Annotated in this window: 12 protein-coding genes and 1 pseudogene; 7 read left to right on the forward strand and 6 right to left on the reverse strand. The window is 66.5% G+C overall.

Features of this window, described 5'->3' with window-relative positions:
* Nucleotide 1: 1 nt before the first annotated feature.
* From F0P97_RS03390 to F0P97_RS03405, 4 genes and pseudogenes are all read left to right on the forward strand, one after another.
* Nucleotides 2-553 carry a DUF2478 domain-containing protein gene (locus F0P97_RS03390; protein WP_182285619.1) on the forward strand — a complete coding sequence of 184 codons (552 nt, stop codon included), beginning with the start codon at nucleotides 2-4 and terminating at the stop codon, nucleotides 551-553.
* Nucleotides 547-1595 (forward strand): annotated as a pseudogene (locus F0P97_RS03395) (iron ABC transporter substrate-binding protein). The gene F0P97_RS03390 and the pseudogene F0P97_RS03395 overlap by 7 nt, the downstream one beginning before the upstream one ends.
* Before the next feature lie 155 nt (nucleotides 1596-1750).
* Nucleotides 1751-2719, forward strand: coding sequence for a FecCD family ABC transporter permease (locus F0P97_RS03400; protein WP_182287093.1), 969 nt, complete (start codon nucleotides 1751-1753; stop codon nucleotides 2717-2719).
* Nucleotides 2719-3474, forward strand: coding sequence for an ABC transporter ATP-binding protein (locus F0P97_RS03405; RefSeq protein WP_182285620.1), 756 nt, complete (start codon nucleotides 2719-2721; stop codon nucleotides 3472-3474). Before F0P97_RS03400 ends, F0P97_RS03405 begins: the two co-directional genes overlap by 1 nt.
* Before the next feature lie 5 nt (nucleotides 3475-3479).
* Here the strand turns inward: F0P97_RS03405 and F0P97_RS03410 are convergent, their stop codons facing one another.
* From F0P97_RS03410 to F0P97_RS03420, 3 genes are all read right to left on the reverse strand, one after another.
* Nucleotides 3480-5474 carry an FUSC family protein gene (locus F0P97_RS03410; protein WP_182285621.1) on the reverse strand — a complete coding sequence of 665 codons (1995 nt, stop codon included), beginning with the start codon at nucleotides 5472-5474 and terminating at the stop codon, nucleotides 3480-3482.
* Nucleotides 5471-5962 carry a MarR family winged helix-turn-helix transcriptional regulator gene (locus F0P97_RS03415; protein ID WP_182285622.1) on the reverse strand — a complete coding sequence of 164 codons (492 nt, stop codon included), beginning with the start codon at nucleotides 5960-5962 and terminating at the stop codon, nucleotides 5471-5473. The genes F0P97_RS03410 and F0P97_RS03415 overlap by 4 nt, the downstream gene beginning before the upstream one ends.
* Before the next feature lie 178 nt (nucleotides 5963-6140).
* On the reverse strand, nucleotides 6141-7229 hold the full coding sequence (locus F0P97_RS03420) for a YeiH family protein (protein WP_182285623.1): 1089 nt from the start codon (nucleotides 7227-7229) through the stop codon (nucleotides 6141-6143).
* A 263-nt stretch (nucleotides 7230-7492) separates the two neighbouring features.
* Here F0P97_RS03420 and F0P97_RS03425 point away from each other — a divergent pair, with 263 nt between their 5' ends.
* Both F0P97_RS03425 and F0P97_RS03430 read left to right on the forward strand, forming a co-directional pair.
* Nucleotides 7493-8437, forward strand: a complete 945-nt coding sequence (locus F0P97_RS03425; RefSeq protein ID WP_182285624.1) for a LysR family transcriptional regulator — start codon at nucleotides 7493-7495, stop codon at nucleotides 8435-8437.
* Between the two features lie 139 nt (nucleotides 8438-8576).
* Entirely contained in the window at nucleotides 8577-8798 is a 222-nt protein-coding gene (locus F0P97_RS03430) for a hypothetical protein (RefSeq protein WP_034357313.1), read from the forward strand.
* 70 nt (nucleotides 8799-8868) lie between these two features.
* Here the strand turns inward: F0P97_RS03430 and F0P97_RS03435 are convergent, their stop codons facing one another.
* On the reverse strand, nucleotides 8869-9369 hold the full coding sequence (locus F0P97_RS03435; protein WP_182285625.1) for a CreA family protein: 501 nt from the start codon (nucleotides 9367-9369) through the stop codon (nucleotides 8869-8871).
* A 272-nt stretch (nucleotides 9370-9641) separates the two neighbouring features.
* On the opposite strand from F0P97_RS03435, the gene F0P97_RS03440 reads away from it, so the two are divergent.
* A complete protein-coding gene (locus F0P97_RS03440; protein WP_182285626.1) occupies nucleotides 9642-10835 on the forward strand; it encodes an MFS transporter in 1194 nt (397 codons plus the stop codon).
* Here F0P97_RS03440 and F0P97_RS03445 read toward each other — a convergent pair.
* Nucleotides 10832-13138 (reverse strand): TonB-dependent receptor, encoded by a 2307-nt coding sequence (locus F0P97_RS03445; protein WP_182285627.1) that lies wholly within the window; start codon nucleotides 13136-13138, stop codon nucleotides 10832-10834. The genes F0P97_RS03440 and F0P97_RS03445 overlap by 4 nt on opposite strands.
* Nucleotides 13139-13232: 94 nt before the next feature.
* Nucleotides 13233-13607, reverse strand: a complete 375-nt coding sequence (locus F0P97_RS03450; RefSeq protein ID WP_182287094.1) for a DUF2946 family protein — start codon at nucleotides 13605-13607, stop codon at nucleotides 13233-13235.
* Between the last annotated feature and the right edge of the window lie 98 nt (nucleotides 13608-13705).

A 13705-nucleotide genomic window follows, 5' to 3' on the forward strand; every position in this document is an offset into this window, starting at 1 on the left:
CATGAGCCCCTATCCTGACCGGCCGCCGCTGGCGGCAGTGATCTTTCCCGATGACCGGCACGATATCGAAGCCATGCTGGAGAGCGTGGCGCGGCGGCTGCAGCAGTCGGGGCGCTGCGTGGGCGGGCTGGTGCACCGGCAGAGCCGCTATGCCAATGGCAACAAGTGCATGCGCCTCGTGGATCTGCGCAGCGGCCAGCAATTCGAGATGACCGAGGATCTGGGGGCGGCTTCGCGGGCCTGCAGCCTTAACCCTCAGGCCCTGGCCCGGGCCAGCGTGGTGCTGCGCCAGGCGCTGGCCGATGGCGTGGAGTTGGCCGTCGTCAACTGCTTTGGCCAGCTCGAAGCCGCAGGCGGCGGTTTTGTCCAGGAGATCGCTGCTTTTGTCGAGGCCGGCATTCCCATGATCACGGCGGTCGCCGCCCGGCATGAAGCCGGCTGGCAGGAATTTACCGGTGGCGCCTTTGTCGGCCTGCCGGTCGATGAGCAAGCGCTGCTGCAGTGGTGCCGGCAGCAGCTGGAGCGCGAAGACCAGGGAGACAGGTCATGCTGACGCGTCGCCAATGGCTGCAGGCCTCTGCGGGAGCGCTGGCCCTGGGCGTTCAGCCAGGAGCGGCCTGGGCGCAGGATGATCGCTCCGTCATTGCCGCCCGCTTTGGCTCGCTGCCGGCACGGCCGGGCCGGGTCTTCGCTTCGGGGCCGCCGGCCGGCGTGCTGCTGGCAGCGCTGGCGCCGCAGCAGTTGCTGGGTTGGCCCATGCAGCTTGGCGATGCAGCGCGCGCCCATCTGGGTGCGCCACTGCAGGCCTTGCCCTATCTTGGGCGCCTGTCGGGCCGTGGCAGCACGCTGCCGCTCGAAAAGCTGCTGGCTCTGCAACCCGATCTGGTACTGGACTCCGGGACTTCCGACGCCACCCATGTCTCAGCCGCAGAGCGCCTGGCGCGCCAGACGGGCCTGGCCTGCGTGCTGGTACAAGGCAGCCTGGGCGACCATGCGCGCCAGCTGCGCGAGGTGGGAGCTTTGCTGGGTGCGGCCGGGCGTGGCGAGACCCTGGCCCGCCATGCGGACGAGGTCGCGGGTCTGGTGCGAGCCGTGACTGCCGGTCTCGATGAGCAGGCCCGGCCGCGCGTCTATCTGGGGCGGGGCACCAACGGTCTGGAAACCGGGCTGGCCGGCTCCATCAATGTCGAGGTGATCGACTATGCGGGCGGCCGCAATGTGGCGGCCCAGGCAGGGGCGGACTCACGCGCGTCTCCATGGAGCAGATCCTGGCCTGGGACCCCGAAGTCATACTGACCCAGGAGGCGGGCTTTGCCGAGCGCGTGCGCCAGGACCCCTTGTGGCGTGGCGTCAGCGCCGTGCGCAGCGGCCGTGTGCACTGCGCGCCTGTGCTGCCCTTTGGCTGGCTGGACGGCCCGCCCAGCGTGAACCGGCTGATCGGAGTGCGCTGGCTGGCTGAGAAGTTGCATCCGGGCCGGCTCGCGCGGCAGGGCGCCAAGCCCCTGGAGCAGGCGGTGCGCGAGTTCTATGCGTTGTTCTATGGCGTCCAGCTGTCGTCGGCACAGTTGCAAGCGCTGCTGGAAGTCGCGCGCTGAGTGTCTCTGGTTTTATGAAGCTATTCGGCGCTAGCCCAGACAGGGTAATCGGTGACAGCTCTATTTTGAGGAGCAAGGCAAGCCGCAGCCATCAACGCGGCCATGTTCGTAGCAGCACGGCCTGGGGCTGGCCTTTGGCCCTGCTCTTGCTGGCTATGGTGCTGCTGTGGGCGTTGTGCTCGGGCCAGTTTGCGCTCGCGCCGGCACAGCTGGCCGAAGCATTGTGGGCTCGGGCCACGGGGGCGGCTTCGCCGCTGCCGCCAGCGGCCGAAACCGTGCTCTGGAATATCAGGCTGCCGCGCATCGCAGCCGGCATGGCGGTCGGTGCGATGCTGGCTGCAGCCGGTGCGGCCTACCAGGGCATGTTTCGCAACCCGCTGGTATCGCCTGACATTCTGGGCGTTTCGGCCGGTGCCGGCCTGGGCGCCGTCGTCGCCATCTATCTGGGCCTGTCGATGTTTGCCGTGCAGTGGCTGGCCTTTGGCGGCGGACTGGTCGCCGTGGCTGTCGTGGTGCTCATCAGCGCCTGCGTGCGCAGGCACGATCCGGTGCTGGTGTTGGTACTGGCCGGTATTGCGCTGGGCGCTTTGCTGGGTGCCGGCATCGCCCTGATCAAGACCCTGGCAGACCCGAACACCCAGCTGCCGTCCATCACCTTCTGGCTCATGGGCGGACTGTCGGCCGTGACGCTGCAGGAAGTGGCCGCCACGGCACCCGTGATGCTGGCGGCCTTGCTGCCTTTGCTGCTGCTGCGCTGGCGCATCAATCTGCTGGCTCTGCCCGATGAGGAAGCGCGGGCTCTGGGCGTGCCGGTCGGGCGGCTGCGCCTGGTGCTGGTGGTTGGCGCCACGTTGGGCACGGCGGCGGCCGTGTCGCTGGCCGGCATCATCGGCTGGGTCGGACTGGTGGTTCCGCATGTGGCGCGCCTGCTGGTCGGTCCTGATTTCGTGCGCCTGCTGCCGGCTTCGGCCCTGCTGGGCGCGGGCTTTGTGGTGGCTGCCGATACGCTGGCCCGCACCATGGCGCGTATCGAGCTGCCACTGGGCATTCTGACGGCCCTGGTCGGTGCACCATTCTTTCTGTATCTGCTGGCCCGCACGGGTCGCCGTGAAGGAGATGCCTGATGGCGGTGCTGGACTTGCAGGGTCTGAGCACCGGCCATGGCCGCAGCGTGGTCAGCGAATCCGTGGATCTGTCGATTGCTACGGGCGAGGTGCTGTGTCTGCTCGGCCCCAACGGCTGTGGCAAGACCACGCTGTTTCGCACGGTGCTGGGCCTGCTGCCGCCGCTGGCGGGTCGGGTGCTGGTGCAGGGCCAGCCGGTACAGCACTGGCCGCGCGCGGAGTTTGCGCGCCGCGTCGGCTATGTGCCTCAGGCCCAGGCCGGGGTGTTTGCCTTCGAGGCGCTGGACATGGTGCTCATGGGCCGCGCTGCGCGCCTGCCCCTGCTGGCCAGACCCTCCGGCGCAGACCGTGCCATGGCACTGGCCTGCATGGAACGGCTGCAGATCGCCCATCTGGCCGCACGCCGCTACACCGAGCTCAGCGGCGGCGAGCGGCAGTTGGTGCTGATTGCACGCGCGCTGGCGCAGGAGCCGGCGCTGCTGGTCATGGACGAGCCCACGGCCAGCCTGGACTTCGGTAACCAGATTCGCGTGCTGGAGCAGATCGAGGCGCTGAGCGCCCAGGGCATGGCCATGCTGTTGTCCACCCACCAGCCCGAGCATGGCTTGCGTGTGGCCAGCCGGATCGCCCTGCTGGGCCATGGGCGGCTGCTGGGCGTGGGCGAGCCGCGCGCCGTGGCCATGCCCGCAGCGCTGGCTGAGCTCTATGGTGTCAGCGAGGCGGCGATTGCCGCCCATCTATCGGGCGGCCGCTGAAGCGGTCAGCGCAACGCGGCGCTGGAGGCAAAGAAGGCCGGGTGCTCGCTGATGTCCTGGGCGGCCAGCCGCAATTGCAGCGCCTGCTCGGGCTGGCGCTGTTGTATGCGCCGGGCCAGGGCTTGCAGCAGCGGCACGGCCCTGGCGGGAGCGCTGGGCAGTTGCTGCAGTCTCTGCAGCGCGCTGCGCACACCGCGCAAGCTGCTTTCGGACAGGAGTACATCCGCCTGCAACTGGTGCAGGATCAGCACGGCCTTGCCCACCCGCAGCGCGGCCAGACCGCAGTCGGCCGCGTCCTGCACTGCGGGGGCGCTGACTTTTTCGGAGGCGCGCACCAGGCGCAGCAGGCGGTGGTAGAGGCGGGCGCGCCACACGCGCACGTCGCGGGCGTGCACGGGGGCGGAGGCCATGTCCTGCAGCTCATGAACCATCATGGCGCGCAGGCCGTTGAGCCTGCCTTGCGCGGTGACGGGCAGGATGAAGCGATAGGCGGCCCAGCCGGCCAGCGGGCCGGTGACGATGGCAAAAGCCATGGACAGCGAGTGGCCCACATCGAGCTGATAGGGGAAATGCGGCGACAGCGCCAGCAGGATCACCATATTGCAGTCAAAGCCGTACAGCGTGGTGCGGCGGTGGCTGAGAAGCAGGGCGCCAAGGAAGATGAAGGGCAGCATCATCAGCACCATCTGCAACTGGCTGTTGGCAAACGGCCAGGCAAACCACTGGCAGGCCAGCGCCACGCCCGCGCCCATGGCCTGGCCCAGAATCACAAAGCGCATGGTGAAGGCCGGGTTCTCGAACGAGGAGAACACGGTGATCATCACCGACAGGCCCAGCAACATATAGGCGCCGCCATGCCAGCCAGTGAGTACCCAGATCAGGCCGACCAGAAAGATGGAGCTGAAGGCCCGCAGCATGGCCCTGCGCGCACCCACCCAGTCGCTGTGCAGGACCACGGGCAACTGGCGTGCGCGATGGTGGGCCGGCAGAGTCAGGTCGCTGGCGGCCACGAAATGGGCCTGCAGGGCCAGGCCGATATTGCCCAGGATTTCCTCGGCATGACCCCAGCCCGCTGCGGCGCTGCGGGCCGTGGCGATGGCGTCGATGGCGGCCAGCGGGGCGGGCTGGGTTTCCAGCAGCTTGGCGGCCTGCTCCAGTGCAGCCGTCATGGCCTGGGCTTGGTCGGGCGAGAACTCGGGAGTGATGGTCTTGCCCGTGCTGTCGCGCAGCCAGAGCAGGGCCGAGATCTGGGTATTGATCAGGCGGCGCAGCGCCCGCACGGCGCGGCGCGAGCGCTGCGAGCCGGCGGCATGCGGGTCCAGTCCTTCCTCGATGGCAGCCATCACGGCCAGTCGCTCGGCCAGGTCCCTGGGGCTGAGGGCGCTATGCCCGTTGGCCGTGGCCTGTGCCGCATCGGCGATATCGCGCAGCAGACGCGCGCAGAGTCGTCGTACCCTGCCGTCGCCGGGGATTTCGGCGCCCACGGGCGTGAACAGCCAGCCCACGACGAGGGCGGCGGCCACGCCGGTCAGCGCCGTGAACAAACGATCCCAGCCCAGCGCGTAGACATGGGTGGGGTTGCCGTTGTCCAGCAAGGCCACCATGGAGGCCGAATAGCCGGCCAGCATGGTGCCGTAGGAGGCAAAGCTGCGCTGCAGATTGCCCAGGCCCGCGCATATGCCTATCCACACCGCCAGTCCCGTGACTAGCCAGAGCAGATCGCCATTCGCCACCAGTACCAGCACCACGCCGGCGGCCGTGCCGGCCAGCGTGCCCGTGGTGCGGAAAAAGCTTTTCTCCAGCAACTGGCCGCGCAGCGGCTGGGAGGCGGCCCAGACCGTCATGCCCGCCCATTGCGGGTGTTCCAGCCCCAGGGCCCAGGCGGCGAACACGGCAATGCAGGCTGCAAAAGCCGTGCGCAGATGCTGGCGCAGGCGGGCGCTGTCAAAGTCCCATCGCGTGGCGCTCTCCAGCAGGCGGTCGTAGGCAGCCACGCTCATGCGCGCTCCTCGGTGCCGGGCTGGGCCTGGGCTGAGTGCTGCTCGTGCATCTGCTCGATGCGGGCGCGAATCTTGTTGACGCCGTCCAGCATGGCTTCGACCTCGCAGTCCTCAAGGTCCTGCAGCAGGCTGAGCTCGGCCTCCAGCATGGTGGCGCGGACATGGTCCACGGCGCTATTGCCTTCGGCCGTGAGAAAGATGCGCTTGCTGCGGCGGTCGGCCGCATCGGCGCGGCGCTCCACCCAGCCCTTGCCTTCGAGAATGTCCAGCAGGCGCACCAGGCTGGAGCCGTCCAGGCCCACGCGCTCGGCCAGCTCCTTTTGCGTCACGCCGTCGCCCCAGGCGCGCAGGTGCAACAGTGGCGTCCAGGTGGCGTCGGTCAGGCCGCTGGCGGCCAGCTGTTCTTCGACAAAACGCCGCCATTGGCGGGTCAGGGTGACCATGAGAAAGCCCAGGCGGTCGCGGGAGGGAGCATCGGCAAAAGACATGGCCAAATTTTGATGCTTGCTCAATTAATTTGCAATTCAAACTAATTGAGTCTGCATTTATAGCAAGGGTATTCCCTTGTATTTATGCAGCAAAAAAAGAGAGCGACAAGCGCTCTCTTTCAAAGGGTTTCAGACCTGTAGATGTTCTAGTTCTAATCCAGTCAGGCGCAAGCCGCTATCAAAACAGTGTTGGAATCCAGAGGTTCAATGCCAGGCCGGCGATCAGCAGCCAGGCAAACAGCGCCAGGGCCAGAATCAGCGGCCGGGTGCCCGCAGCACGCACGGCGCGGATATGGGTGGTCAGGCCCAGAGCGGCCATGGCCAGGGCCAGCAGCGCGTTGTCGAGTTGAATGCCAACGCTGACCACTTCCTTGGGCAGCACGCCCAGGGAGTTGACGCCGGCCATGGCCACGAAGCCCACGGCAAACCAGGGAATGGTGATCCGGTTGCCGGGCTGGCCGTCGTTCACGCCCAGGGCCCGTTCGCTGCGTGTCAGCCACATGGACAGCACCAGCAGGAAGGGCGCCAGCATCATCACGCGCACCATCTTGGCGATCACGGCCGTGTCCGCAGCCTGGCTGCCTATGGCCTCGCCGGCGGCCACGACCTGGGCCACCTCATGCACGGTGGAGCCGACGAAAACGCCGTACTGCTGCATGCTGGTGTCTATCCAGCCGTACTCGGCATTCCAGTGGAACAGCGCCGGGTAGAGAAAAGTGCCTATGGTGCCGAACACCACCACGGTTGCCACGGCCACGGCCACGTCCTCGGCGCGCCCCTTGACCACGGGCTCGGTGGCCAGCACGGCGGCCGCGCCGCAGATGGAAGCGCCGGCTCCCACCAGCATGGTGGTGCGCTTGTCCATGCCCAGCAGTTTCTGGCCTATCCACTGCGCCAGCAAAAAGGTGCTGGACAGCACCAGTGCATCGATCACCACGCCGGCCATGCCGACCTGGCCGATGTCCTGGAAGGTCAGGCGCAGACCGTAGAGCACGATGCCGGTGCGCAGCAGGCGGGCCTTGGTGAAGGCGATGCCGCTGGCGCACTGGCTGGCGATGGCGGGATAGACGGTGTTGCCGACCAGCAGGCCGATGATGATGGCCAGCGTCAGCGCGCTCAGTCCGTTGTTCCTGATGGCCGGAAACTGCGCGGCCCAGGTGGCCACGGCAGCGATGGCGCCCGCCAGCAGCAGGCCCGGAATCATCCCGCCGGTCTTGTGCATCCAGCCTTGCGAGGGTGCGGAGTTTTTCAGTGTTGTAGTGTTCATCGTGACCTTTCGCAGCAGGCAAGACAACAGGTCTGATTGCCGGCATGGAGGTCACTTTAGATTTCTTGGTTATATTTGTATAACTAATAGTTTTTGTAAGATCAACCTATAAAACAGGTAGATTGGGCTTTCTGGCTCCTGCAAATCGACTCAATCATTGATTGGATGAGCCGATGCTGGAGAGGCTGGTTGCCCGTTTTCGGCTGGGGGCAGGGGCTACTGGCTAGCCTGCTGTTGTCGATACGAATATACGAATCATCGTCATGCTGCATCTCACCTTGCGTCAGTTCGAGATCTTCTGCGCCGTGGCTCAAAGCGGGACCACGGTGGCTGCCGCAGAGGCCGTAGCGCTCTCGCAGTCGGCCACCAGTGCCGCGCTGCAGCAGCTGGAACAAGGCCTGGGCGTGCAACTGTTCGAGCGCGTGGGCAAGCGCCTGGTGCTCAACGATGCCGGCCGCGCGCTGCTGCCCCAGGCCCTGAGCGTGCTGGAGCAGGCAAGAGGCATAGAACAGACGTTTTCCGCGCGTGCGGCCAATATGCCGGTGCGCCTGCGCGTGGCTGCCAGCACCACCATCGGCACCTATGCGTTGCCCGAAGTGCTGGCGCGGCTGGCACGCTCGCATCCGCTGGTGCGCGTGGACCTGCAGATCGCCAACACCCAGGAAGTGGGCGAAGCCGTGCTGGCCATGGAGGTCGACATGGGCCTGATCGAGGGCAGCAGCCACTGGCAGGGGCTGGAGGTCGAGCCCTGGCTGCGCGATGAACTGGTCATCGTGGCATCGCCGCAGGACCCGCTGGCCGAGCAGGCGCGCAGCAAGCCGCTGGGCGTGGCAGCGCTGCGCAAGGCGGCATGGCTGCTGCGCGAGGCGGGCTCGGGCACGCGCGAGATGGTCGAGCATGCGCTGCTGCCGCATCTGCACCAGCTGCCTGCAAGCGCCACGCTGGGCAGTTCCGAGGCGATTGCACGCTGTGTCGAGCAGGGGCTGGGCATCAGCTGTCTGTCGCGCGTGCTGGTGCAGTCACAGCTGCAGGCTCGGGCGCTCGAAATTCTGCCCACCACGCTGCCGCGAATGTGGCGCAACTTCTCTCTGGTGCAGCGCGCCGGCAAGCGCCGCTCGCCCGCGCTGCAGGCCTTTGTCGACGCCTGCAAGGCCGGCGGGCAGCCGCCGCCCGATCCGTCCGCGGCTCAAGCGCCAAGCACGCTGTAGCGCTTGAATGACAGTCGCAGGCAGCTATGGTTTTCTTGACAATGATTTTGCTTGCGGCGGCGGTTTTTGCCCCTATATTGGATAGACAAGTCGGGCGTGGGTTGTACAGCGCCGGCTTTCACAAGCAGGGAGGAACACCATGAAAACCATCGATGAAATGCTGCACCTGGACCTGCTCACTCATGAACAGCATCTGCAGATCAGCCACTGGATCGACGATGCGCAGTCCCCCGAAGCCATCTTGCAGATGCCCGCCGGGCTCTGGCAGGCCGTGGAGCGCGCCAGCCAGGCCATGGGCGTGAATGAGGATTTGCTGCGCCCGCCGGCGCTGGACGCTGGCGGCCTGATTTTCAGTCAGTAGGTCGCGGGGCCTGGCCTTGAGTCAAAACTGCCTCAAACGCAGGCTGCACAAGCTCAGCCTGCTCTGATTTCTATTTCAACGGGATAGCCGTGCCCTGGGGCACGGCCACGGCGGTGACGCTGTTCTGAGGCGAGCCCTCGATCACCCGGTCCGAGTAGGTCATATAGATCAGGGCATTGCGCTTGGCATCGACCATGCGCACCACACGCAGGCGCTTGAACAGCAGCGAGGTGCGCTCGGTAAACACTTCTTCCTGCTGCCTGAGCGGCGCGGGGAACTGGATACTGCCCGTGGCCTGGCAGGCGATAGACGCCTCCGAGCGATCCTCGGCCAGACCAAGGCCGCCCTTGATGCCGCCGGTCTTGGCGCGCGAGACATAGCAGGTCACGCCCGGCACCTTGGGGTCGTCATAGGCATCGACCACGATCTTGTGATCCGGGCCAATCCACTTGAAGACGGTATCCACGGCGCCGATCTGTTCGGCATGGCTCATGCCGACAAAGGCCATGGTTCCTACGGTGGCGGCCCCAAGGGCCAGAACGGCGGAGAGCAATTTCATGGTGGTACGCATAGGTTGTCTAGGGTTAACCCTTGGATTCTGGCAGGGCATTGTGCCTCGGACGTGAGACCGGAAGCCGGCCTGAAGACAATACCGGCTGCTGCAGAGCTTTCTGTATTGCATCACGGTTTGCCCCGACCTGCTGGCGGGCGCCGGCAGCTGAGACGCTGCCACAGGCATGACACAGCGCATGCCGGACTTCCGAACTCCCTCTTTGATCAGCGACTGCCCCTCGGGTGGTGGCTCCATGCAAGCGCCGCATCCGCCGGATGTGGCTGTTATCTATGTCGGTGAACGTTTCCGCGCCCGGTCTGAGCGCTTCCTCCCTTTTGTTGATGGCACTGGCCTGCGGCCTGTGTGCAGGCGGCAATTATTTCAACCAGCCGCTGCTGCACTCGATTGCCGCTCACTTCTTGGTCAGCGAGTCGGCGGCCGCGACCAGCGTGACACTGGCCCAGGTGGCCTATGCGGCAGGCCTGCTGCTGCTGGCCCCTCTGGGCGACAAGCTGCAGCGCCGCGGCCTGGCGGTGAGCCTGATGCTGCTGGCGGCCCTGGGGCAGGCGCTGTGCGGCCTGGCGGGCCAGTTCGATCTGTTTCTGCTGGGCACGCTGATGGCGGGCCTGTTCTCGGTTGCGGCCCAGGTGCTGGTGCCCATGGCGGCGGCACTGGCCCAGCCGGGGCAAAGCGGGCGGGCCGTGGGCTGGGTGATGAGCGGTCTGCTGCTGGGTATCTTGCTGGCCCGCAGCGTGGCCGGCATGGTCTCTGAGGCCTGGGGCTGGCAGGCCGTCTACCAGGGCGCTGCGCTGGTGATGGCCGTGGTGGCGCTGTGGCTGTGGAAGGCGCTGCCGGCATCGCGCAACCCCAGCCCTGTCAGTTATCCACAGGTGCTGAGAAGCATGTGGCATCTGCTGCGCAGCCAGCCGGGTCTGCGCCAGCGTACCCTGGTCAGCGCGCTGGCGTTTGCCTCGGTCAGCGTGCTGTTCTCGACCATGGCGCTGCAGTTGTCCAGCGGTCCCCTGGGCCTGGATGATGGGCAGATCGGTTTGACCGGTCTGGCCGGCGCGGCGGGTGCCCTGGTGGCCACGCAGGCGGGGCGGCTGGTGGACAAGGGTCTTGGGCGCGTGAGCTGCGCCATCGGGGCGCTGGCCCTGCTGCTATCCTGGCCCCTGCTGTGGGTGGGCGGAGCACATCTGGGCTGGTTCGTGCTGGGCATGGTGGTGATCGATCTGGGCCTGCAATGCCTGAACATCACCAACCAGGCCACGGTGGCCCAGTTGCTGCCCGCGGCGCGCGGCCGCATGAATGCCGTCTATATGACGGGCTATTTCACGGGCGCGGCGGCGGGCTCGGCACTGGGGACTCTCGCCTGGCGCATCGACGGCTGGCAAGGTGCCTGCGTGCTGGGCCTGGCCCTGGCGCTGCTGGCCTGCCTGGGTACATTCAGGATGCGCAAGACCCACAGGCTTGTGGCCGCTTAAAGGTCCCAGCGCAGGGAAGCGCTAAAGGTTCTCTGCGGATAGGGATGGAAGTTCCAGTACCTGGCATTGTTGGCGTTGTCTATGCCAAAGGCTGCCGATAGCTGTCTGTCGATCTGATAGCGGGCCCGCAGATCGACGCTGAAATACTGGCTGGCACCCATATAGGTGTCGGCATGCGCATCGCTGTTGTCCAGATTCGAGTACTGGCGCCCGCTGTAGCGCGCGGCCACCGTCAGGGCCCAGCGTTCATCGGGCTTGTAGGTGGCCCAGGCCGTGGCACGCCAGCGCGGCACGCGCGGCTGCCATTTACTCACGCTGGCCGGATTGGCGGCATTGGCCGTGATGCGCGAATTGGCCCAGGTCAGGCTGCCGCCCAGGTCCAGCCCCCGAATCCACACCGATTGCGCCGAGTAAGCCAGCTCCAGCCCCGAGGTCCTGACCTGATCCACGTTCTGCACCGCAGAGATGGTTGTGCCGGCAATCAGCTGGCTGTAAAGCGCATCACGCGTGCGCTCGTGGAACCAGGTGGCGCGCAGCAAACCATTGCCCAGGTCTTGCTCGGCCGTCAGCTCGCCCGTCCAGGACTTTTCGGGTTTCAGATTCGGGTCGTTGATGAAGGACAGCGCGCCGCCAGAGGTCGCGCCATACAGCTCGCCCACCGTGGGAAAGCGCACGGCACGGCCCAGCGATGCCTTGAGCATGGTGCTGCGGGCCAGCTGATAGGCCAGCGCGGCCTTGGGCGAGAAATGCGATTCGCTGCGCTGGGCGTAACTCAGCTGGCTGCTGGCCGTGGCGGTGTGGCCCTGGCTGGCCGTCCAGTCCTCCCAGCGCAGGCCCAGCACGGCCTTCCAGTCTCTGGCCAGCTGCCAGCTGTCCTGTGCCCAGGCATAGCGGGTCTCGGCCCTGCCGCCGACCTGGCTGACGATGGACTGCTCGTTGGCCGGGCCGGACTGCCAGTCGCCGAGCACGTTGTATTTGCCGATGTTGAGCTTGTAGGCATCGCGGCCCAGGCCGAAATCCACGATATGTGCGCCTTTCATTCCCTGCGGCCGCCATGTGCCCTTGGCAGCCAGCGTGTTCCAGCCCGTGCCGTCCTGATCCTGCAGCGTGCCCTTGCCGCCCAGATTGGCAGCCGGCTGGGCCACGATGGGCACGCGCTGCTGATCCTTGCCGTAGTCATAGAGACTGGCGCTGAGCTCCCAGTCGAGCTCGCCCTGGGTATGGCTTTTGAGCGAGACGCCATGCATGGTGTGGGTCTGCTGGTCCTGGCTCAGTCCGAATGCGGTGTCTGCCAGCTTGTAGGTCTTGCCGTCGATATTGATATTGCCGCTGTAAACCGGCTGGCCGTCCGGCCCGCGCAGATAGGTCTCGGAGCTGCCTCGGGCGCTGTTCTGCCACCAGCCCAGCGTGTAGCTGGCGCGCAGCGTGGGCGTGATGTCATAGGCCAGCTTGATCTTGGCGTGATCCTGCCTGGTACGGTACTGCGTGCCCGCACCCAGGATGTACCAGGGCTGGTTGGTGGTGCTGAGCCCGGCGATTGCGCCAGTCACGCGCGTGCCGGCACCGCCCGCCACGCCGGCGGACTGCAGCACGGTGGGGAAGGTCATGGGCTGGCCCTGGCTGTCGCTGCGGCTCAGATTGATCCAGTACGACCAGTCGCCGCTTCTGCTGCCTATGGAAGCGCTGGTATTCCAGCTGCGGTAATGGCCGCTGCTGCCCAGCACGCCGGCGCTCTGGTGGGCATAGCCCGCCGCCACATGGGCTTCGAGCTTGTCGGGCATGCGCGTCACATAGTCCACCACGGCGCCGGCGGAATTGCCGGGGTAGGCGGCCGAGAACGGGCCGTACATGACGTCGACGCGTTCGATCTCCTCGGGCGTCACCAGGCCCCAGCGCGGTGCGTAGTTGCTGCCGTTGGCAATGCCGTTGCCCAGATAGTTGGACAGCAGAATGCCGTCGGCATAGACGGCCGAGCGCGCGCTATTGCCCGTGCCCGAAGCCCGCGTGGAGAGGATGGCGTGGTTGTAGTCGCCGATATAGCGCTTGCGCACCAGCAGGCTGGGCAGATATTTCAGGGCATCTTCGCTGTCGGTGGCATTGATGCGGGTCTCTATCTCCTCGCGCGTGATGCCTTCGATGGTGGTCGGAATCTGCGTGGGCAGCGAGCTGGGCTGGCCGCCGTTGACGGTGACCACGCCCAGGGTCCGGCTGCGCTCGGGCAGATCGCTGGATTCGGTGGCAGTCTGGGCCAGGCACGGCCAGGCGATGCCACCGACCACGAGTGGCAGAAAAATCTTGTTCATGGATGCTTACCTCGGGACATGCGGCAAGCCGCGATGTCCTGCAAAACGAATGGCGGCCAGCGCATGTCAGTGCTGCGCCGGAGCCGGGAAACGTTCAGAGATAAGCGCCGGGCGGTCCGCGCGCAGGCAGGGGCGCGGCGGTAAGGGAGGCGATGCGTGCGCGCTGCACAGGCTGCAGTGCATGCCACAGCGGCGACTGGGTAGGGGGCGGCAGCTGCAGCGCGGGCGGAGGCGGTGCTGCATGGGGCAGGCACATGGGGCAATCGAGGTGGCCCGCACCCAGGGCACTGCCGCCGTCTTCGCCCTTGACGATCAGCTTGACCGCGCCGGTGCTGGTGCAGATCAGCTCAAGCCCCTGAGATTGGATCAGTGGAGCGGCCGCCGCCACTCCCATGGACAGTGCCATCCATGCCAGCACGCACCGGCCCAGCAGGCAGGTGGCTATGCGGCGAAGCTGTTGCAAGGTCATGGGGTGGGCGCTGCTGATATGCGTGCGCATCATACGTCGTCTGCCGCCTCAGACCATGCGTGAAAACCGCCGCCCAAGCCCTGCTGCAGGTGCAAAGT

It is taken from the genome of Comamonas testosteroni (genome assembly GCF_014076415.1).
Taxonomy (GTDB): Bacteria; Pseudomonadota; Gammaproteobacteria; order Burkholderiales; family Burkholderiaceae_C; genus Comamonas; species Comamonas testosteroni_F.